The organism is Methylomonas sp. Uni0009 (assembly GCF_054188105.3).
Window position 1 is genome coordinate 579,486 of record NZ_JBTAFN010000001.1, and the last position, 17,746, is coordinate 597,231.

Below are 17,746 nucleotides of genomic sequence, written 5' to 3' on the forward strand. Positions count from 1 at the left end.
TCGAAACAGGTCATAGGGAGCGCTGAAGAGGTAGCGCAACCACTTTACCAGTGATCCAGCCCGCCTAGCAAACTGCAACCTGAGTAGTCTCGGCTAAGCGCTTGGCTACTCTACGGTGCCAAGATTGGCTATGAAGCCAAGGTATGAAGTGGTAAACCTACACCCTGTCCGCCAACAAGCGTATCGGATGCACTAGCTTGCGCGCGGTCTCGGCGCGTTCGGCATTCAGGTAAAACGCGCAGCTGAAATTACTGCTAACCACCACATCCGCACCGGAGCCTTCGATGGCCTGGCGCTTGGCGTTGCGCAGTTGCTGGGCGTTTTCCGGGTGGCTGAGCATGTAACTGCCGCCGGCACCGCAACAGAGTTGATTGTCCGGCAAGGCTTCGATGTTCAAACCGGGGATTTTCCGCAGCAGATCGTGAACGGCACGGCCGTTTTTCAACACATTACGCTGGCTGCACGGCTCGTGCACCGCCACATTCATATTGGACGCGGCAGGCTCCAAGTTCTTCGACCAATGTTCCAATAAAAATTCGTTGATGTCCTGCAGGCGCTTGGCAAACCAACCGGCAGTTTCGCTATTATCGCCTTCGTACTCGCTCAACATCGCGCCGCAGCCACTGGCCACGTAGATCACCGCGTCCACTTCCAATTGGTAAAACGCTTCGATATTTTTCTCTTTCAAGGCTTGCGCGGAACAGCCGTTGTGCTGATGAATGGCGCCGCAGCAGCCCTGGCCTTCCGGCACCACCACTTCATAGCCTATGGCATTGAGCAATTTGATCGCGGCCCGTTGGGTGGCGCGGTCGAAATGCTCGGCCAGACAGCCGGTAAACAAGGCCACCCGCCCGCGCTGCCGCTGCCGCCTGCCGACCGGATAAATCCCGGCCAAACTGCCCAAGGCCGGCTCGTTCAGCAAACTTTCGGCGGTATCTAATTTTAATTTGCGCAGCAAGCCGCTGGCTCTCAGGGGTTTTCGCAGGCCGGAACGTAAATACAAAGACAGCAAGGGTAATAACATCCGCCGCCGGCGTTTGTGTTCAATAAAGTACATCGCCAACTTGGCTAACCAAGGGCGGACCGCCGCTTTCTGCAATTTCGCTCGGGCTTGATCGAACAAGGCGCCGTAACTCATCCGGCTGGGACAGGCAGTTTCGCAAGCGCGGCATTGCAGGCAATTATCCAAATGGGCGCGCTCTTCAGCGCTGATGGGTACATCCTCCACCAAGATTTTGCTGATGGTGCGGATACGTTGCCGGGGCGTTTCGGCGTCAACTTCGAACAAACGAAAAGTCGGGCAGCTGCTGACACACATGCCGCAGCGCATACATTCGCTGGCTTCCGGGATATACGGACCGTTGGGCGCAGGCGACCCCGAGCCGTCATCGCCCGTAAATTCGCCCATGCCAAAATCCATCATATCGAACATGTTAGCCCTCCATCATTTTGGTGTAAGCCCGACGCAACAACTCCATTTCAGCTGGCGGCCGACCGCGCAACTCCGGCAAGGTGCGCATGTGGCAACCCAAGGACTGCATCAAGCGGTGCGGCGGATCCAGCAGTTTGAAACGCGCCATGTATACGGTGACGGTACCTTTTGGGGTATCGACATGCTCTTTAAAACCCGCTTCGGCATAGAGTAAATCGTTATCAAACCCCAGCAGACGATTGATGGCATTAACCAGCGTTGCCGGGTGCACGGTGATTTTTCCGTCGTTTACCGTCGCATCTTCATCAAAAGCGACCGACAGCGGCGGCAAGGATTGCGGAAAGCACACGCTGCCGCCGGCCTGCTGGGCAAACAAGGTCAAGGCGCTAATATCGCCTTTGTACATCAATAACAATCGGTGGCTATCGAACGCCTCCGGCACTGCGTTGTTCATTGCTTAGCCAGGCGCACAATTGTCCCACAGCGATTTAAAGCTGCTATCCAAGCGCGACAGCCGGCTGTTGATTTGGTTCAACAATGAGTAATGCGGGAAGCGCGCCTTATTGCCGTCGCGATACCATTGCTCCATCGCTTCGGTCAGTTGGGTTCTTTCGTTAAAACAATCGGCGATTTGCTGCTTCAACCAGCTGATACTGCTTTGCGGGGCCAGTTCCGCCACGCGGTAGCGTAAGCCGTTATTAAAGATCCGCACGCCGCCGCCCTGCGCGGCGGTGTGATACAAGGCCGCTTGATCGACAATTTCCACCCCGGCCAGATAATCGATACCAAACTCATGCAACTGCGGCAGCCACGGTACGGTGGGGCCCATCAACACGGTTTTGGCATGACAGGATAGCTCCACCAAGCGCGGAAAGGTTTTATTCGGAATACTGCTGGCGGTCAAAAACACCCAGTCGGCTTGCGGCAATAAAAACTCGCACGCGGAATCCGGCAGATCGGCGGCAGACGGTTGTCGCTCCAAAATGGTTAAATGCATTTTGTCTTGATAGCGTTCGATGCCCGGATAACGACCGATCACCACCACGTTTTTGCCATTCAGCTGCGGCAAGAAATGTTCGAACACCGCCAGATTGGCGTGTTCGTCGTGACTGTCCAACACCAGCGAATCCGGTAAAGGCCGAGCGTTGATGCAACTGTTGATAGCTGCCATGGCAACCGTGGCTTTATACGGTTCCCATTCGGTAATCCAGGCGGCCAAATCCGTCACCGGTTTGCCCACCAAGGTGCCCGACCACGGCAAGGTGCGCGTGTTCTGCCCCGGACTCATCGCCAAGCCGGCAGTGGCCCGGCCCTGACTTTGGCACACAGTCCAGACCAAACCGATCATCAGATTGTCCACCACGGCATCGCTACTGCAATAGTCCAGCAGCAGTTCGTACAAACGTTTTGGGTTAGCCATTGCCCCCCCTTATTGCGGGATGTCTAGCAATTTTGCTTCGGTTTTGATGTTGTCTTGCTGGCCCCAAGCATTAATGGCCTCGACGAACCATTGTTTTTTGGTCGGGTGCGGCTGCACAACATCGTATTCGGCATAAAAACTGCCGTCGCCATGAAATTTAATCTGACCGATGCGCTGCTTACCGGCATTGTACCAATAACCCACCAGATCCTGGGTTTGGGTAAACGGGTCGGTGACTAAACTGAACTCGGCACTATCGAATTTCGGCAAACTGAGTTCGGTTTGTAACGGAAAGCCCAACTTGACGATATTTTCTATAATGCGTTGACAGACTGTCTCGCCGAAAGCCCGCCGCGCCGAGACCTGCTCGGCAACCCGTTCGCTGGTCATGCGGCATCCTCCAGCACGGCGTCGGCCAAATCCATAATCACCGAGGCGCCGGAACGGTCTTCCGGATCAAGCGCGCGCATCAACACCAGTATGGACTGGGCTTCCGCATCCAATTGCCGCCGCAGTTTGATAAAGGCTAGCGCTTTTAAACTGTAGAGATAAAACAGCGCGACTTCGCTGGCGTACATATCCCACTGCGCCAATTCCCGGCCCAGTTGCCGATAGTCGGCTGGAAAACCGCCCTGCCGAGCCGCTTCGTTTAGTGCCGCCATCACTTCAAGCTCGGCTTCCAGCAGACGGCCTTGATAAAAATAGAATTTATACAAAGCAAAATAAGTTTGCAGACAAGTAGCATCCAAGGCTTGCGCCTGTCTGAAATACTTTTCCGCCAAGGGCTTGTCCGCATGACTGGCCGCTACCGCCATCTGCAACAGTTTATTCACCTCTTCCGGCACATCCGGACTGAATAACACCCGTTCTTCAAAAAAGCCGAGCTGACTCATGGATTACCAGACCTCGGCGGGCGCAACCAACGCGGCGACCGGCTCGCCACCCAACAGATGCTGATCGATGATGGTTTTGACATCATCTTTGGTAACTTTGCCGTACATCACACCTTCCGGATAGACCAACACGCTGGGTCCCAGCATGCAAGGGCCCATGCAACCGGTGTTGGTCAGGCCGATTTTCTCGAACAGGTTGCGAGCCTGAATTTGATTCATGAACTCGTTCATCACCTCGGCACAACCACTGGCGGTACAGGAGCCGCGCGGATGGCCTTGCGGACGGGCTTGAGTGCAGACGAATACGTGTTTATCGGGACGAGGCATAATGAGTATCCTTATTTAGTTCGCTTTAGAGGTGTCGCTATCGCGACGAAGTATTTAATGTCGGTTCCCGCACCGACAAGCGGGATACTTTTCTTTGCTTGTCCAAAGAAAAGTATCCAAAAGAAAAGACACCCGGATTTCGCCCTGATCCTGTGCTTCTCGTTTTTTTACGGGGGTTGGCGAAAGGGGCTTCCTGCCCCTTCGCCAACGAGCGGCATCCCTGCCGCTCCCCTCCGGGCTAATCCCGCAAAAAACTGCGATGCTCGGGGTCGAAATACGGGACCACACCCTTCCCCTGGAAAACAATCTTTCAATTCGAGAACAGCAATCCAATCCAGCTACACAGAGACGGTGTTCCCCCCCTATGCCGCGCCGAGCACCGGAGCGTTTATCGAGAATTGCCCGAAGGGGCACCGCAGGGATGCGGTGCGTCGGCGGAGGGGCTGGGAAGCCCCTTCTGCCGACCCTCGATAAACGCTGCGGCGCGCAGGATCAAAGCGGCATCGGGGTGGCCTTTCTTTTGGTGACTTTTCTTTGGCCAAGCAAAGAAAAGTCACTCGGTTGTCGGTCCGAGAACCGACATTAAAAAGGCCGTCGCGCCAGCGACACAAACTAAGCCGCCGCCTTATGCTGATGCGTAAAACAATCCTTAGGACAAACCTTGGAGCACGCCTCGCAACCAATGCAGTCGGCAGCATTTTTCAGGCTCATCACCATGCTGTTATCGTCATCGTCCTCAAAGTCGCCGTAATCGTCGCCAAAATCTTCGGCTGATAAGGCTTCGTCTTTTTCGACCAAATCAAATACGTCGCGCGGACAAACCTTGAAACAACGGCCGCACCCGATACAAGTACGCTGATTAATGTCGGTAACATAGGACGGTGTCCAGACGGTGCCGCCAAAGGTCACGCCGGTTACAAATTCGCTCATGATCGTCTCCTAGGCCGTTTCTTTGCTGGCAGCCAAGAACTTCTTGTTGGCATCATCCCAGGCTTTGCAGGCGTCGTAAGTGGCTTGCGCAATACCCATCAGCTCACCATAGGCATCCGGCAATCTGTCTTCGATCAAATCGTGCAATACCGAGGCCGCCTCGCTAGCAATACGCTTGGCTTTCTTCACGTCTTTTTCCAATACTTTCAGTTCTTCGTCGCTCATCGCACACCTCAAGCTTCGGCTACTTCTCTATAGGTTGTGATCAAACCCAGCGCTTTCTCAATGGTTGCATCGGTTTTGGCCGCCAAATCTTCCAGGCTGGGGAAACCGAAACGGTGCACATCGCGCAAGACTTTATCCACCACGATCAATTTACCGACCAATACCAAAGCCCGGCCGAAACCTTCGTGGGTGATGTTGATCACCGGCACGGCCATCAAGCCGCCTTTCTTTTCGATCAACGACGCAATGGAGTTGTAATAGGCTTTGACGCGCGCCAAGGTAATTTCATCCGGGTCGCCGATAATCGGTATCTCGCGCTTGCGTTCTTTGGTCATTACCAAGGGATCAATAATCTTTTCCTCCGACCAGCCCTCATAGGTATCGTAGGTATCGAGAGCGCGCAGTTGTTTGACCATTTCGACGACGATTTCCGAGGTCATATAGGGGTCGCCAGCTTCGACGACTAATGCGGGTTGGGCCATGGTGGTTCTCCTAATTTAGTGTTTAATCAATTTGAATACTTTTAATCGCGCTAGGCGCTAAACCCCGTATGCCGCGCCGAGCACCGAAGCGTTTATCGAGAATTGCCCGAAGGGGTGCGGCAAGGATGCCGCACGTCGGCGGAGGGGCTGGGAAGCCCCTTCTGCCGACCCTCGATAAACGCTTCGGCGCGCAGGGCCAAAGCGGCATTTCGGGTGTCGTTTCTTTTGGATACTTTTCTTTGGACAAGCAAAGAAAAGTATCGCGGTTGTCGGTCCGCGAACCGACATACAAAACAGCCGTCGCGCCAGCGACACAACTTGCTGGCACTAAAAAACTACTCCTCCCACCCCTCCTCTTCCATCGCGTTAAACCGCTCCGGATTGGGGCCTTTGTGTAGGTTGATGGCTTTGGCCAGCCAACTGGATGGGCCGGCTTTCATTTCGGCTTGTAAATCCGCGATCAGATCCTTGACGGTGCTGCCTTCGTGGACTTTGACCGGCTGAATGCCTTGCGCGACGATTTGTTTCACTGCAGAAGCACCAATCGCCAGGCAATACACGGCCGCGCAGCCTTCCAGCAACTGAATCTTCACCGACAACTTGTCTTCGTTACCATCCTGTGCGAGTTCGCCAAATTGCGCGGCTTCCATGAATTCGGACTGCTCCGGATCCACTGCGTAGACAGCAAACGATTTGGCGGAGCCAAAATGCTGATCAACGTGCACCATGTCGGTAGTGGCAAAAGCGACTTTAATAGCGGTTTCCATAGGCATCCTCTGTTCGTGGGTATGCAAAACGTGCATGCGGCGGGCTAATGACATGACGGCGAGCACGCTTGACGTTCGGATTCGGGTTTTTGCGCATACGGCGAGTAGTAAGGCTCGATCTCCTCGTGGGCAAAGTTGATCACCAAATTGGCTAAGTCAAACAAGGTTTGCCGAGTGCCGCGATAGCCTATCCAGGTTTTCTGATAACCGCCGATGATGTCGTACAACGGAAAACCGATACGCAGAATCGGTATGCCCAGCCGTTCGGCACTAGCCACAGCGTGCGAGTTACCGATCAGCAATTGCGCCTTGCGCTCTTTCGCCATGACTTCCAAATCTTCCAGGTCGCCGATCTTGATGCTGTCCACCGGTGCCGTTGCCAGCACCGGGGTATTTCCGGCGCAGATGGCCGTGACCACTTCCGCACCCATGCCTTGTACCAGATGAATCAAGGCATTGAGTTGATCCGGATCAGCTGCGATAGCGACCCGCAGTTGGCCGAGCATGAAATGGGTATCCAACATCGCGTCCTGCAATTGCGCGCGCTGCCGTTCAATCTTTTGCGGCACCGGCATTTCGCTGATGTCGGCCAAGGTTGTAATCAAGGCGTCGTTAGCCTGAAGACCGTAAAGATGATCGAAATAGAAACTGGGTACACCGGTTTTTTCCTGCAACAGCTCCCCGGACTTGCGTAAGGAGGCGCCAATTATCAAGCTGGCTTTAGCTTCACCCAAGGTCGCCAACTCGGATACTGGCGTACCGCCGATGGTCACCGGGGAAAAATCGTCGTCGGTCAAGCTGCCATCCAGCGAATCGGACAAGTCCGGCACCAGCACGGGGCGTAAATTGAACTGTTCGATCAAATCGCGCAAAGCTTCCAAATCGCCGGGCGTCAACATGGGGCTAACCAGACAATTGACCTGACGCTGACGATTGCCCGGCTTGGTCCCTGCGGTTTCCGCGTCCGGCACCAGAGCTTTGATAATTTCGTAAATCGTCGCCGCATAGCCGGTTTCCACACAGCCGGTGAAATCGGGCGTATTTACTGCGACCACCGCCACGTGGGCATATTCCGGATAACGGTCGCGAAACTCGCGAACATTACGGTGCACGTCACAGCCTTGAGTTTCCGCCAAACCGGTGGTCAGTACCGCAATCAGAGCCGGGTTGGATTTTTCGGCAATCGCTTTGATGCCTTCGATGACGTTCTCGTCCGCACCCAATACCGAACTGGCTTGATCCATCGCGGTGGTTTGCAGCGGAATCGGCTCGCGGAAATGTCGGACAAAGAACACCTTGGCAAACGCCGTGCAACCTTGCGAGCCGTGCAGCATCGGAATCGCCCGGTCAAAACCCAGGCAAGCCAAGGAACCGCCGGTAGGTTGACTGGCCTTTAGCGGATTGACCGACAGGGCTTTATTGCGTTTGACGATGTCGGCCATGCTATGCCGCCTGAGCCGCTAAAGGCTCTGCTGGCGCCTCGATAGTGGCCGATTTTTTCAGGCCTCCGGTGCGCCAGGGTGGTGTCGCCCGCACGGCTTCCCAAACCGGGCTTTCCAAAGTCAAAGCCAATTGCCGGACCAGTTCCAGCATGCCTTGATAACCTTCGTAACCGAACTCGCGCTCTTGATTGATGTCCAGGAACGGAATACGCGCTTTCAACGCGGTGTACATATTCCGGCCGCCGGCGATCAGGATGTCGGCTTTGTAATCGGCAACCACTTTCAACAAGGCTTTCGGGCTGCCGTCTTCGATCATCAGCGTGTCTTCGCCCATCAGTTCGCGAATCCGCGCTTTGTCTTCTTCAGTAGATTTCTTGGTGCCGGTAGCCACCACCACCATACCCAAATCTTGCAGGGCCGAGATCACCGACCAGCTTTTCACGCCGCCGGTAAACAACAATACCCGCTTGCCTTTTAGCCTTTCTCGCCAGGGCGCTAGTGCTTCGCGGATGCGGTTTTCCTCGCGGGCAATGATGGCTTCGGTGCGTTCGATTAAATCAGGATCGTTAATCACTCGGGCGAAGTCGCGCAAAGCCTGGCTGGTGTCAGTAATGCCATAAAAACTGCCTTCGAACCACGGCGTGCCGTAGCTTTGTTGCAACTTGCGAGCGACGTTGACCATGGCCTTAGAGCACACCATCATGTTGACTTCGGCTTTATGCATGGTTTGCACTTCCCGGAAACGCGCGTCGCCGGACAAGGTACACAATACCCGCAAGCCCATTTCGTCCAGCAGCGGTAGCACGTGCCAAAACTCGCCGGCGATGTTGTATTCGCCCACCAGATTCACGTCATGTACCTTGATACCGGGGCGCTCGGTGCCGGGCGGCAACGGATCAGGATCGCGGGTGCCGATCACGTGATTGACCATTGCGTCGCCGGCGATGCGGTTACCCAGGTTTTTGGTGCCGTAGAAGCCGGCGCAATCAATAGGTACGACCGGCACGCCCCAGCGTTCGGCGGCGGATTTGCAGGTGGCATTGATATCGTCGCCCACCAGAGCCGGTACGCAAGTGTTGTAGATAAACACCGCCGGCGGATTGTAGGTTTCGATGGCTTGTTTAATCGCATGAAACAGGCGTTTTTCGCTACGCCCCATCACCACGTCTTGCTCGGTCAGATCGGTAGTCATACCGATTCGGTAGAGTTCCGAACCGGAAGAACGGGTACCGCGGTTGTCCCAGGAGCTGCCGGCACAGGCGATAGGACCGTGAACAATATGGGCGACGTCGGCGATCGGTAATAGTGCAATCTGTGCACCATCGAAGGCACAACCGCCCGCCGCCGAACCGGGTTTGGGTTTGGCGCAGCCGGACTTTTCCTTCTTGTTATGCTCGCAAGCCGGTTCGTCCAGCAGTTCCGCAATATCTTTGGTCGATTTCATAACACAACCTCACGTTTTTAATAATGCTTTTGCAACGGTTGTGCCAACTTATAAACGCTTGAATTTTCTATGCTTTGAGCCAAGCTCATTTGTAGCAAACCCGACAATCGACCGCTGGCGCCAAACAAAATATTGTCTGAGTTAGCCCGACCGCCGGGACCGGATTTATACTTTGCCCGCCAAGCAGCACTCCCCTACCGTTCACCATCGAGAACCATGACCGCTAAGCCCAAACGCCAGCACCGCTACAATCAAGGCACGACACTTTCCGCGTGGCGCGAGGCGCTGAACCAAATTGTGTTTGGTTCGGAAACCGCCGCCGGGCGGCGCTTCGATATCGCCTTGATCGTGGCGATTTTGCTGAGCATCGTGGTAGTGATGCTGGACAGCGTGGCCGATTTTCAACAACGTTACGCGACGGCGCTGTTCTGGGCGGAATGGCTGTTTACCGGTTTGTTTACGTTGGAATACGCGCTGCGTTTGATATGCGTACGTCGCCCTTGGCTGTATGCCCGCAGCTTTTTCGGGATTGTTGATTTGTTGTCGATACTGCCGGCTTATCTGGGTTTGCTGCTACCCGGCGCGGAATACATGCTGACTTTGCGGATTTTGCGGCTATTACGGATTTTCCGGGTGCTAAAACTTTCCGAATATCTGGAAGAAGCCGACATTCTGGTGGTGGCTTTGGTTAATAGCGTACGAAAAATCACCGTGTTCTTATACGCGGTGCTGACCCTGGTCGTGGTGTTCGGCACCTTGATGTATGTCGTCGAAGGTCCGACCGCTGGCTTTACCAGTATTCCCAAAGCCGTGTACTGGGCCATTGTCACCATCACCACGGTCGGGTATGGTGACATCGCGCCGAAAACACCGTTCGGGCAGATGATCGCTTCTACCATTATGATCATGGGCTACGGCATTATCGCCGTGCCGACCGGCATCTATAGCGCCGAATTGCTCAACACCCGCAAAAACCAAAATCTGGATAACCGCGCTTGCCGAAATTGCGGCGCCGCCAGCCACGATTTCGACGCAGCGCATTGCAAGTATTGCGGGCATCGCTTGGACGAATAGTGGCTGCGCAAACCGTTAAACTACCCGTAACGCAACACAGCTAATGCTGGAAGAGTTTTGGCATTATTTGGGCGTGCGCACCGCCAGCCGCCAAGCGCGCTTATTGGGTTACGCTCGGGAAATGGCTGCGTTGCAAGTCAGGCACCGCCGCTGTCGCCAGGCTTGGCGACCGCATATCCAAGCCACTCAGCAGGCTTTGCTGAGTGCCGCACAATTGCTAGGCGATACGGGTGGCGCCGCCCTGATTATCGGCGGTGGCAGCGCACACGATCTACCCATCGCCGAGTTATTGCAGCATTTCGATCAGTTAGTGTTGTTGGACATCGCCTTTAGTTACCCAAGCCGACGCCTTACCAAATGTTGGCCAAACCGAGTGTTTTGTCGTCCGCATGACGCCACCGGCATCGTGAACTGGCTGGCTCAGCATCGGCAAATCCCGCCAGCAGCGTTGGTGCGGAATCCTATAGCGCCCGAGTTAGCGGTTAAACCGCGTTGGGTCGCGTCGGTCAATTGCCTGACACAATTGCCTCTGCTTCCGCTGGACTGGTTGGCAAATACCGCCGCCGAGCCACGACAATTGGAAGCTTTCGGTCGGGCCGTGATGCTAGCCCATCTAAATGGGTTGGATAGCTGGCAAACGCCGGTTTGTCTGATCACGGAAATTGCGGATCAACGCCATGGCCGCGCCGGCTTCCTTGATCGAACGGATTACCGGCCCGTTTTGAGTGACTATCTTCAAAATGCCGATCAATTGGCCTGTTGGGATTGGCTGGTCAATCCACCCGGCGAATTGCCGGAAGGGGGTTGGGAGTCGAGAACAGTGGCGGCCTATTTAAAGTAGACCGCTATGCCCTGTGCGAGAACTAAGCTTGATTAGGCCGAACAGAAAACAGCCGAATCGCCGTCTGGCAACGATCCGGCACTTTGACTTAATCCATCAAAACGCGCAACCCGATTTAACCCCAAGCTTTTTCAGAATAATCGCCAGCGGACAAAAACCGCCGAACGACACTTGCACTAAATTAGCCCCCACAAACGCGGTAAACCACAGCCCATTCGGCGAATGCCAGTGCGCCAGCGCCAGACTGATCAGAACGAACGAGCCGGCAAACGCCATTACCAGACGATAAATAGACATATAGCCTGCTATTTCAAACGCACCACGCCGAGGAATTTCAATATCATGCGTTCATAAAATGGTTCGCTGATGCCGTTTTTAATCTTGCGCATGAAGTATTTCTCAAAACCGATTTTGGCCAGATGCACCCATTTGCCATGGTTGGACCAAGTGGTATTTCGGGGCGGGATTTGCGGCACGGCCAAGAACGCCACGCCGGTGTCGCCCAAGTCCGCGAGGCACAAAGCGCTTAAACTCGGCATGTCCGACGGCTGTTTGCCGGCCAGTTCGTCGCGGATGTTGTGGGCGGTAGCCGTCACCATGGATTCGATCATGTAACCGGTTTTAGGGGTACCGGTCGGCACTGGGGTTTTCTCCACCGGCGGCAAGGCGATGCAGACCCCGACCGAGTAAATGTTTTTGTAGGTGGGATTACGTTGATATTGATCGACAATCACGAAACCGCGGGGATTGGTCAAACCTTCCGCGCCGCAATGGCGCACCGCATCTACGCCGGTAAACGCCGGCAGCATCATCGAATGCTTGAACGGCACTTCATATTTTTTCTTGTCGTTACCGTCTTCATCCACTTCGGTGACGTACATCATGCCGGCTTCGATGCGATCCACTTTGGCGTTGGTAATCCATTTGATGGTCTTGTCGCGCAGCGCGCTTTCCAGCAAGCCTTTGGTGTCGCCGACCCCGCCGAGGCCCAGGTGGCCGATATATGGCTCGGAGGTGACAAAAGTCATCGGCACTTTGTCGCGGATTTTGCGTTTACGCAGTTCGGTTTCCAGAATCATCAGATATTCGTAAGCCGGGCCGAAACAGGACGCTCCTTGCACCGCGCCAACCACAATTGGACCGGGATCGGCCATAAATTTGTCCCAATCCTCGGCAGCCAATGCAGCATGATCGACATGGCAGACCGATGAGGTATGCCCACCGTGCGGCCCCAAACCCGGTACTTCATCGAAGGCCAGGCGTGGACCAGTGGCGATAATCAAATAGTCGTATTCAACCGAAGAGCCATCCGCCAGATCAATTTTGTTGTTGGCCGGATCGACTTTGGTCGCGGCCTTTTGAATGAAGTTGATGCCTTTTTTCGCCATCACCGGCGCCAGCTCGATTTTCAAATCCTCCGGTTTGCGCCATTTCGGCGGCACCCAGGGATTGGACGGCACAAAGTGGAAAGTCGGCGAATCGGAAATCACCACGACTTCATGCGCATTCCCCACTGTTTCCTTCATTTCGTAAGCCATCGGCACGCCGCCGATCCCCGCACCCAACACTACAATTCTTGCCATGACCTTCTCCTCGCTGCTGTTTAGATGAACACACTCTGCGTATTAATTATTTTTATAGTGGTGTTATATGCTTCAAAACCTTACGGCTCAAGAACATTAGGACCTCCTGATGCAATGAACTGAAATATTCCCAGCTTTTGATTGCTTTTGATGCCGAGGTAGACTGGGTACAATGCCCACTAATTACAGCATGCGGAACACTACCATGACCGAGAAACACGATACTGAACAAGCCTGGCGCGAGAAGCTAACTCCCGAGCAATATCATGTCTGCCGGGAAAAAGGTACCGAGCCGCCCTTTACCGGCAAATATACCGATTGCGACGAAGCCGGCGTGTACCGCTGTGTCTGCTGCGGTCACGCCCTGTTTACTTCTGAACATAAATTCCATTCCGGCTGCGGCTGGCCCAGTTTTTGGAATCCGCTGAGCTCGGAAAGCCTGGATCAGCACCCCGATAACAGCCACGGCATGCGGCGGACTGAAGTGACCTGCCAGTCCTGTGGCGCTCACCTTGGTCACGTATTCGAAGACGGACCGCAACCAACAGGCCTGCGCTATTGCATTAATTCCGTGGCGCTGACACTGGAAAAATCATGATCTCCGCTCAGCAACAAGTGCAAGATTTGCTGGACTTCATCGACGCCAGCCCCAGCCCTTGGCATGCGGTTGCCAGCATAGAAGAACGCTTGCAGGCGCATCAGTTCCAACGCATCCAAGAAAGCAACACATGGTCATTGGTTAGCGGTGGTCGCTATTATGTGATCAGAGACGATTCTTCCATCGCCGCATTCGTCATCGGCAAACAAGCCTTGGCAGAAACCGGCTTCAAAATACTCGGCGCCCATACCGATTCGCCGGGGCTGCGCGTCAAACCGCAGCCGCTGATCGACTCGGACAAATTGTTGCGGCTGGCCGTGGAAGTATACGGCGGGCCAATTCTCGCTACGTTTACTGACCGTGATCTGAGTCTGGCAGGCCGTATTGCCTACCTGGATAAAAACGGCAACATCGCCAGCCGGCTACTGCGATTTGAAGAACCGTTGCTGCGTCTGCCGAATCTGGCGATTCATATGAACCGCGGCGTCAACGAAGACGGCCTGAAGCTAAAAAAACAAAGTGAGTTGCCACTCATTTTCTCGGCCAGTGTCGAGCAACAATTACCTGCCGACCGGTTTCGGCAATTGCTGGAACAAGCCGGCAACATTGCCGCCGAGCGAATTTTAAGTTGGGAGCTCAATACCTACGACACCCAGAAAGGCAATCTGTGGGGTGACGGGCAACTGTTTTATGCCGATAGCCAATTGGATAATTTGGCGTCTTGCCATGCAGGACTGACCGCTTTGCTGGATGCGCCGACACTAGATACCGACAGCACGTTGGTCTGTGCGTTTTTCGATCACGAGGAAATAGGCAGCGAAAGCTGCAAAGGCGCGGCCGGCAGTTTCCTGCCGGATGTGCTTGAGCGTATCGCCAATGCGGTAGGCAGTACCCCGGACGACTACCGGCGTTCGCTAGCTAATAGTTTTATGGTTAGCGCGGATATGGCGCATGCCTATCAACCCAACTTTCCCGGCGCCTACGAACCCGGCCACAAAGTTATCGTCAACCACGGGCCGGTCATCAAGGTAAATGTTAACCATCGTTATGCCTCCGAATGCATTTCAGAGGCTACTTTCATCCGCATTTGCCAGCAAGCCGGCGTGCCTTATCAAAAATACGCACATCACGGCGACCTACCTTGCGGCAGTACGATAGGCCCGATAGCGTCGGCGAAATTAGGCATCCGCAGTGTCGATGTCGGCTCCCCTATGTGGGCCATGCACAGCATTCGCGAGAGTGCCGGCGTACTCGACCATGCCTATATGATTCGGGCCTTGCGGGGATTTTTCAGCAACCGATAATTTTTCAACTATCCTTGCCTGATGATTTTATCCGGTAGGGAATAACCTTGGTTTCCGTCTTTTCCACTGATGACGCATTGTTGTTGCGGCGCGCTTTTGAGCTCGTAAAGTGGGTAATCCTATGTTGCGTTGTCAGTCAACCGTCGTCGGCAGACGAACTGAACCTGGAATATAAGGTCAAGGCTGCCTATCTCTATAACTTCACCAAATTCATCACTTGGCCGGAAAAAGCCAGCCCCACCTTTAATATCTGTATCATCGGCCACGACCCTTTCGGCAGTCTGCTGAGCCCGCTGGAGAGCAAGACCGTTCAGGAAAAACCCATTCGCTTGTTCAAATTCGATACGCCCAAACAGGCGAAAGATTGCGACATCGTCTATTTCGACAATCCCGAACAGCGGGCGGACCTTGCTTTACCCGGTGTATTACTGGTCGGATCGCTGAAAAAATCACTGACGGTCAGTAGTGAGCCGTTTTTTGCCGAATCCGGCGGCATGATCGGCTTTGCACTCGACGACGGCAAAGTCAAACTGCACCTCAACCTCAAAGCATTGAAGCAAAGCGGTTTTAACGTCAGCGCCAAACTCATCGAAGTTGCCACGCTGGTGGAGGGGGGTGAGCATGAGTAGATTCTTCTCGCGGCTATCCATCAAAGGCAAATTGTTCAGCATCGCCATCACCTCCAGCCTATTTTCCATGCTGTTGGCCTTGGTGATTTTGGTAACGGTGAACGTCACCGAAGTAAAGCGCAAGGCCCAAAGCGATTTAATAGCCGTAGCCAGCCTGATCGCCAACCGAAGTGTGGCCGCAGTGATGTTCGACGACGCCAATTTGGCCAAGGAAAACTTGGTGTCCTTGAATAATCTCCCCGATTTGCGCAGCGCTTGCGTCTACACCAAAAGAGGTCAGTTATTCACCTCGCTGGACAAGCAATCCGCCACCTGCCCGATCGTATCGCATGGCTTGCGTAATTATTTCGATAAACTCAACCTTTATGTTTATCAGCCCATGCGCCTGGACGACGAAATTGTCGGCGGAATCTTTCTGTCGTCGGACCTCAGTGCGGCCTTCTGGCGAGAACTGCAATTTATCGGTGTGGTGCTGATTGTATTGTTTGTGGCGTTATCGATTACCTTTTTGCTGACTGCCCCCTTATTAAACCGGGTGGCGAAACCCATCGCACAACTGGCTAAAACCGCGCAGAAAGTCAGCCAGGAACACGACTATTCCTTGCGCGCAGCCAAGCACAGCAATGATGAAATGGGCATTTTGGTCGATGCGTTCAACGGTATGCTGGATACCGTGGAGATTCAAAACAAAGCCTTGATTAGTGTCAAAAATAACTTCCAGGCCTTGTACGACAACAACCCGACCATGGTGTTTAACCTGGATATGCAAGGGCAAATCATCTCGGTAAACCGCTTCGGCGCCCGCCAGCTGGGTTTGAGCGTTGAAGAACTGCAAGGCTGCTCTATTTTCAACTTCGCCCATCCCGAAGATATAGGCAACTGCAACCAGTTCTTCCAAATCTGCCGTAATCATCCCGAACAAGTACATAAGCTGGAAAGCCGCATCATCTGCCGCAACGGCAACATCATCTGGGCCAGGGAAACCGCGCGTCTGGTGAAAGACGAAAACAATCGTTCGCACCTGTTGCTGGTTTGCGAAGACATTACCGAAACCCGACGCCTCTCGGAAAAAATCGCTTATCAGGCCAGCCACGACGAATTGACCGGCCTAGTCAACCGCCGCCAATTCGACATCCATATTCAAAACTTGGTGTTGGAGGCGCAAGCCAACGACAGCCATCACGTTTTGTGTTATTTGGATCTAGATCAATTCAAAATCGTCAACGATACCTGCGGCCATCTGGCGGGCGACGAGCTACTACGGCAACTCGGCGAAGTACTGCGTCAACAAGTACGCAGAATGGACATATTGGCTAGACTGGGCGGCGACGAGTTTGGCATCCTGATGTCGTATTGCTCCCTCGAACAAGCCATCATCACCGGCGAAAAACTGCGCAATGCGGTATGCGACTTCCAATTCGCCTGGGAAAACCGTAGTTTCAACATCGGGGTGAGTATCGGCATCGCCCCAATCAATCGCGCCTGCGGCAATGCCGTGGATGTATTGAAAGAAGCCGATGCCGCCTGTTACGCCGCCAAGGAAAAAGGCCGCAACCGGGTACATATATTCAGCCCGGACGATGAAGAACTCACGCTGCGCCAAGGCGAAATGCAATGGGTGGAAAAAATCCGCCTGGGAATCGAGCGAGACCGCTTCCAGTTGTTCGGTCAATTGATCGTACCCATAGCCGCTAATCGTGGTGGTCTGCATTTCGAGACCTTAATCCGCTACCGAGACGATCAAGATAAGGTGATTCCGCCCGGCGCCTTTCTACCTGCTGCGGAACGCTACAATATGGCTTCGCCTTTAGATCGTTGGGTGATCTCCCGATTGTTCGAGCACTTGGCAACGACGCCAGGCTTTCTGGACCGTCTGGAAATGTGTTCGGTCAATCTGTCCGGTTTGTCGCTGTCGGACCAAGCCATGCTGGGCTTTATCGACGAGCAATTCCGCAAATGGCAGATACCCACCCACAAGATTTGTTTCGAAATCACCGAAACGGCCGCCATTAGCAATCTTTCCTATGCCCGGCAATTTATCGATTCGCTGCGCCAAAAAGGCTGCTCGTTCTCCCTGGATGATTTTGGCAGTGGCCTATCGTCTTTCGCTTACCTAAAGAACCTACCGGTCGATTATTTAAAGATAGACGGGCTGTTTGTAAAAGACATACTGGATGATCGGGTGGATTTGACTATGGTTAAAGCGATCAATGAGGTCGCCCATGTAATGGGCAAAAAAACCATCGCCGAATTTGTGGAAAACCAGAGTATTTTCGATCTACTACAAACCTTGGGAGTGAATTACGCACAAGGCTACGGCATTGCCAAACCGGCACCACTGCGGGAATTATGAGA

The 17,746-nt window shown here is 54.0% G+C and carries 20 protein-coding genes; 6 read left to right on the forward strand and 14 right to left on the reverse strand.

Going from position 1 to position 17,746, the window contains the following annotated elements; all coding sequences use genetic code 11:
• Positions 1–157: 157 nt before the first annotated feature.
• From ACWAU0_RS02695 to nifE, 12 genes are all read right to left on the reverse strand, one after another.
• Positions 158–1,432: a (Fe-S)-binding protein gene (locus ACWAU0_RS02695; RefSeq protein ID WP_458138236.1), complete on the reverse strand. Its 1,275-nt coding sequence runs from the start codon at positions 1,430–1,432 to the stop codon at positions 158–160.
• A gap of 1 nt (position 1,433) precedes the next feature.
• Positions 1,434–1,886: a hypothetical protein gene (locus ACWAU0_RS02700; protein ID WP_445366921.1), complete on the reverse strand. Its 453-nt coding sequence runs from the start codon at positions 1,884–1,886 to the stop codon at positions 1,434–1,436.
• Positions 1,887–1,889: 3 nt separating this feature from the next.
• On the reverse strand, positions 1,890–2,852 hold the full coding sequence (locus ACWAU0_RS02705; protein WP_458138237.1) for a Rossmann-like domain-containing protein: 963 nt from the start codon (positions 2,850–2,852) through the stop codon (positions 1,890–1,892).
• Positions 2,853–2,861: 9 nt separating this feature from the next.
• The gene (locus ACWAU0_RS02710) at positions 2,862–3,242 is read right to left on the reverse strand and encodes a hypothetical protein (protein ID WP_205453408.1); all 381 of its coding nucleotides are present in this window, start codon (positions 3,240–3,242) and stop codon (positions 2,862–2,864) included.
• Positions 3,239–3,745: a hypothetical protein gene (locus tag ACWAU0_RS02715; protein ID WP_205453407.1), complete on the reverse strand. Its 507-nt coding sequence runs from the start codon at positions 3,743–3,745 to the stop codon at positions 3,239–3,241. The genes ACWAU0_RS02710 and ACWAU0_RS02715 overlap by 4 nt, the downstream gene beginning before the upstream one ends.
• A 3-nt stretch (positions 3,746–3,748) precedes the next feature.
• Positions 3,749–4,072 carry a (2Fe-2S) ferredoxin domain-containing protein gene (locus ACWAU0_RS02720; protein WP_020484886.1) on the reverse strand — a complete coding sequence of 108 codons (324 nt, stop codon included), beginning with the start codon at positions 4,070–4,072 and terminating at the stop codon, positions 3,749–3,751.
• Positions 4,073–4,684: 612 nt separating this feature from the next.
• Positions 4,685–5,002, reverse strand: coding sequence for a ferredoxin III, nif-specific (fdxB, locus tag ACWAU0_RS02725; RefSeq protein ID WP_171696455.1), 318 nt, complete (start codon positions 5,000–5,002; stop codon positions 4,685–4,687).
• A gap of 9 nt (positions 5,003–5,011) precedes the next feature.
• Positions 5,012–5,227: a CCE_0567 family metalloprotein gene (locus ACWAU0_RS02730; protein ID WP_020484884.1), complete on the reverse strand. Its 216-nt coding sequence runs from the start codon at positions 5,225–5,227 to the stop codon at positions 5,012–5,014.
• Positions 5,228–5,235: 8 nt separating this feature from the next.
• Entirely contained in the window at positions 5,236–5,709 is a 474-nt protein-coding gene (locus ACWAU0_RS02735) for a NifX-associated nitrogen fixation protein (RefSeq protein WP_205453406.1), read from the reverse strand.
• Between the two features lie 335 nt (positions 5,710–6,044).
• Positions 6,045–6,476, reverse strand: a complete 432-nt coding sequence (gene nifX / locus ACWAU0_RS02740; RefSeq protein ID WP_458138238.1) for a nitrogen fixation protein NifX — start codon at positions 6,474–6,476, stop codon at positions 6,045–6,047.
• 44 nt (positions 6,477–6,520) lie between these two features.
• Entirely contained in the window at positions 6,521–7,918 is a 1,398-nt protein-coding gene (nifN, locus tag ACWAU0_RS02745; protein WP_033157158.1) for a nitrogenase iron-molybdenum cofactor biosynthesis protein NifN, read from the reverse strand.
• 1 nt (position 7,919) lies between these two features.
• Complete coding sequence (gene nifE / locus ACWAU0_RS02750) at positions 7,920–9,362, reverse strand: nitrogenase iron-molybdenum cofactor biosynthesis protein NifE (protein ID WP_033157159.1); 1,443 nt, start codon at positions 9,360–9,362, stop codon at positions 7,920–7,922.
• Between the two features lie 216 nt (positions 9,363–9,578).
• Between nifE and ACWAU0_RS02755 the strand changes: the two genes are divergently transcribed.
• Both ACWAU0_RS02755 and ACWAU0_RS02760 read left to right on the forward strand, forming a co-directional pair.
• Positions 9,579–10,436: an ion transporter gene (locus ACWAU0_RS02755; RefSeq protein ID WP_205453405.1), complete on the forward strand. Its 858-nt coding sequence runs from the start codon at positions 9,579–9,581 to the stop codon at positions 10,434–10,436.
• A gap of 43 nt (positions 10,437–10,479) precedes the next feature.
• Positions 10,480–11,277, forward strand: coding sequence for a hypothetical protein (locus ACWAU0_RS02760; protein ID WP_458138239.1), 798 nt, complete (start codon positions 10,480–10,482; stop codon positions 11,275–11,277).
• Positions 11,278–11,373: 96 nt separating this feature from the next.
• On the opposite strand, the gene ACWAU0_RS02765 is transcribed toward ACWAU0_RS02760, so the two are convergent.
• Together ACWAU0_RS02765 and ACWAU0_RS02770 are read right to left on the reverse strand one after the other, a co-directional pair.
• Positions 11,374–11,574, reverse strand: a complete 201-nt coding sequence (locus ACWAU0_RS02765; protein ID WP_458138240.1) for a YgaP family membrane protein — start codon at positions 11,572–11,574, stop codon at positions 11,374–11,376.
• 8 nt (positions 11,575–11,582) lie between these two features.
• Positions 11,583–12,860, reverse strand: a complete 1,278-nt coding sequence (locus tag ACWAU0_RS02770; RefSeq protein WP_458138241.1) for an NAD(P)/FAD-dependent oxidoreductase — start codon at positions 12,858–12,860, stop codon at positions 11,583–11,585.
• 205 nt (positions 12,861–13,065) lie between these two features.
• Here ACWAU0_RS02770 and msrB point away from each other — a divergent pair, with 205 nt between their 5' ends.
• Genes msrB through ACWAU0_RS02790 form a run of 4 tightly spaced genes read left to right on the forward strand, consistent with a single transcriptional unit; the run spans position 13,066 to position 17,744 of the window.
• Positions 13,066–13,458: a peptide-methionine (R)-S-oxide reductase MsrB gene (gene msrB, locus ACWAU0_RS02775; protein ID WP_171696461.1), complete on the forward strand. Its 393-nt coding sequence runs from the start codon at positions 13,066–13,068 to the stop codon at positions 13,456–13,458.
• A complete protein-coding gene (locus ACWAU0_RS02780) occupies positions 13,455–14,762 on the forward strand; it encodes a M18 family aminopeptidase (RefSeq protein ID WP_458138242.1) in 1,308 nt (435 codons plus the stop codon). Before msrB ends, ACWAU0_RS02780 begins: the two co-directional genes overlap by 4 nt.
• A gap of 47 nt (positions 14,763–14,809) precedes the next feature.
• The gene (locus tag ACWAU0_RS02785) at positions 14,810–15,391 is read left to right on the forward strand and encodes a YfiR family protein (protein ID WP_458138243.1); all 582 of its coding nucleotides are present in this window, start codon (positions 14,810–14,812) and stop codon (positions 15,389–15,391) included.
• A complete protein-coding gene (locus ACWAU0_RS02790) occupies positions 15,384–17,744 on the forward strand; it encodes an EAL domain-containing protein (protein WP_101051785.1) in 2,361 nt (786 codons plus the stop codon). Before ACWAU0_RS02785 ends, ACWAU0_RS02790 begins: the two co-directional genes overlap by 8 nt.
• Positions 17,745–17,746 lie beyond the last annotated feature (2 nt).